The 2,306-nt window shown below is 60.1% G+C and carries 1 protein-coding gene; it reads right to left on the bottom strand.

The window, feature by feature from the left end:
• Positions 1 to 423: 423 nt before the first annotated feature.
• Complete coding sequence (locus tag AABA78_RS38715) at positions 424 to 1,983, bottom strand: M57 family metalloprotease (RefSeq protein ID WP_338270569.1); 1,560 nt, start codon at positions 1,981 to 1,983, stop codon at positions 424 to 426.
• Positions 1,984 to 2,306: the final 323 nt, after the last annotated feature.

Genomic DNA, 2,306 nt, shown 5'->3' with positions numbered 1-2,306 from the left:
TTTTGCGATTGCGCAAGTGTCTGGAAGCTGCGGCACCAGGAAAGTCCCTCGGGACTCCCAGCGCCGTCCCCGGCGGGCTTCAACGGAGCATCAACTCGCTGACCGGAAGAGGGGGATTGCTCTTCCCTGACGTGTGAGCCACGCGTTGTCCGGGCGCCCAGACAACGACTGCCGGAATCCCTGCCCACCAGGACCGTGAGTGCACCGGGGTCGGCCCAGGCCCGCCCTTCCCTCCACCTGCCACTGGGCCCCTTTCCCGCACATGTCTGCGACAAGTTGGGCGCCCGCCAACGCAGGCGCCCAGTGGATCTTTGGTTTACGTACGCCGCAATCACCACTATCGCCACGCGGTCATTGGTCGTTCGTTAGAGAGCGAACCCTACGCGTTCGGCCCCCAGGCCCAGAGGGTGCGGCTTTTGCTCCCTACCAGTATAAAAGTCGGTTCGCGCTCCAATTGATGTACCAACCGTGGAGGTTGGCATCGGTGGCGGTCATGCTTGGTAAGGTGACGTAGATGCGGAAACCAGTATCCGTCGGAGAGTAGATGGCCGTTGCTCCGGAACTTGACCCGTGCGCCGCCAAACCTCCGATAGACGTGAAATAATGCGTCGAGTAGCCGAGGCCGCATGGGGCGGTGTTGACGTCCAAGTAGATGACATTGGCTTCCGCCTGTTGCCATGCCGTCGCGCCCTGCTGCGTCTGGCCGGTACAGAGATCCGGCCCGCGCAGATCTTTTGCTGCGGCCTGCCATTTGATGTGCCAACTGTACATGTTCGCCCGGGTGGCCGAGACTGTGGTTGTGAGATAGACACGGAAGCCCGTAGGCGTCGGCACGGAGATGGCTTCGCTGCCTTTCGCATCCCTGTGCCCGGCAGCGCCTCCGAGAGAAGTGAAGTACAGCGGCGTCTCGGTGAAGCCACACGCGGCCGTGTCCACATCCAGGCTGATACGGTTGTTGTCGACCTGCTGCCATGGCGTCGAGGCCCAGTACGTTTCGCCGGAGCAGAGTGCCGACGAGCGCAGATTTTTTCGTACAGCCTGCCATTTGATATGCCAGCCGTACAGGCTCGCGTAGTAGGCTGAGACTGCGGTTTTGAGATAGACGCGGAAACCCGCAGACGACGGAGAGTAGATGGCTGTGACTCCAGACGCTGCCATGTGCCCGACGGCGCCTCCGAGAGACGTGAAGTATAGAGGCGTTTCGGAATAACCGCATTTCACCGTGCTCACGTCCGCATATATGGTGTTGTTGTCGAGTTGGTGCCAATCCTGGAAGAATACCGTGTTGCCGACGCACACGGCAGGGTTTGCCTCCCTGGGTTTGAACAATGCAAGCAACGCCTCAGGGTCGCCTGTGAGCCACCTGCCCGTTTCCACCGCGCGGAAGCAGGAATTCATGACGGAGCCACCTACGTTAGCAGTTGTCGACGTGCCCTGGATGGCGATCGCGCCGACGTCGGCTTCACCCTCATTGCCTCCGACGCCGCAGCTGATGCTGCGGTTGTAGTAGTCCGCGTGCCGAAACCCGAGAGTGTGGCCAATTTCGTGTGTGATGACGTGTGCGATGACGTTGACGCCGAACTGGCTGAGCTGGCCGCCGATAGTGATCTGTCCGTACGGATTGCCGTTTGAGGGGAACCCGGCGCTACCCCCATTCATGCTTGGGTCGATCACGGCATTGATGGTGAAGCTACAGTCAGTGCTTGGCGTCCGCGCCATGGAAAATGTCAGGTCCATGGCATCATAGTTTTGGATTGCCATATCGAGCGCCGCGCTGAATGCACCCGTGAATGTCGAGCCGTTGATGCAAATCTTCGACAGCGACCTGCTGACGACGTTCTTGGTGTGGTACTGCTCCTTGGTTGTGCCGTCGGTCTCAAGCATCTCGCGCGACGCGGCTAAGGTCACTTCTGCGTCCCGACCGACGTAGACCTTCCCCTCCACCACGATGACGTCGTCAGCGGGGAACCCCGCCTCGACCAAGTTGCCAAGAATCTCCTGCGTCTCATCGGGCGGAGGAGTGCATCCGACTGCTAAAGCAATCCAACCCACCGCAAGGATGTGACGTCTCGCAAGCACGGCTAGTCTTTTCATTGTTTTCTCACCTGCGCATGGGGCTGTGGTGTCATCGGCGAGGCGACGCCCCTGTCGCCACCCGCAATGAGGCTCGCTGGGAAAGGAACCTCTGGCAATGGGGCTCAGTCAGTTCCAAACGCCGTAGCTCTCGTTCACCTCGGAGGGGTGCCCTCGGACCCTCCTGTCTGTCAATGCTCTCCAGTTGAAGGAATGGTGCAAGACTGTATTTC

Origin of the sequence: Corallococcus caeni (assembly GCF_036245865.1) — a bacterium.
GTDB classification, from domain to species: Bacteria; Myxococcota; Myxococcia; order Myxococcales; family Myxococcaceae; genus Corallococcus; species Corallococcus caeni.
This window is presented reverse-complemented; position numbering and strand designations above follow the sequence as displayed.